The organism is Streptomyces sp. LaBMicrA B280 (assembly GCF_049222185.1).
Classification (GTDB): Bacteria; Actinomycetota; Actinomycetes; order Streptomycetales; family Streptomycetaceae; genus Streptomyces; species Streptomyces murinus.
This window is the reverse complement of record NZ_JBMJCT010000059.1, coordinates 1-497: the sequence shown is the minus strand read 5'-3', so window position 1 is coordinate 497 and position 497 is coordinate 1. Positions and strand designations below refer to the sequence as shown.

Here is a 497-nt window from a genome sequence, read left to right as displayed (position 1 = left end):
CCCTCGCGCCACTCCTCCACACCCGGCACGGCGGTCGCGGCGAGATGGCCGAAGAGGTTGTCCGGGTTGAGCGGGGCACGGAACGGCAGCCGCAGGGACAGCGTGCCCGGCGTGGTGTCCCCCGCCGCCCGCCCCGCCGGCACCCGCCCGCGCAACTCGCTCGGAGACAGCGCGAACACCTCACGGACCGTGTCGTTGAAAGCACGGATCGAGGAGAACCCGGCCGCGAAAGCGATCTCCGCCATCGGCAGCGGCGTGGTCTCGATCAGCAGCCGCGCCGTCTGGGCACGCTGGGCACGGGCCAGCGCGAGAGGACCCGCGCCCAGCTCCGCGAGCAGCTGCCGCTCCACCTGACGGGTGCTGTAACCGAGCCGGGCCGCCAGACCCGGCACCCCCTCACGGTCCACGACCCCGTCCGTGATCAACCGCATCGCACGAGCCACCAGATCAGCACGCTGATTCCACTCCGGCGAACCAGGACTCGTATCCGGACGGCA

1 protein-coding gene is annotated in these 497 nt (G+C 72.0%); it reads right to left on the bottom strand.

The window, feature by feature from the left end:
• Positions 1 to 497, bottom strand: a 497-nt coding sequence (locus ACLF5H_RS32955) for a helix-turn-helix domain-containing protein (RefSeq protein ID WP_421679686.1), incomplete at both ends; no start/stop codon positions are given.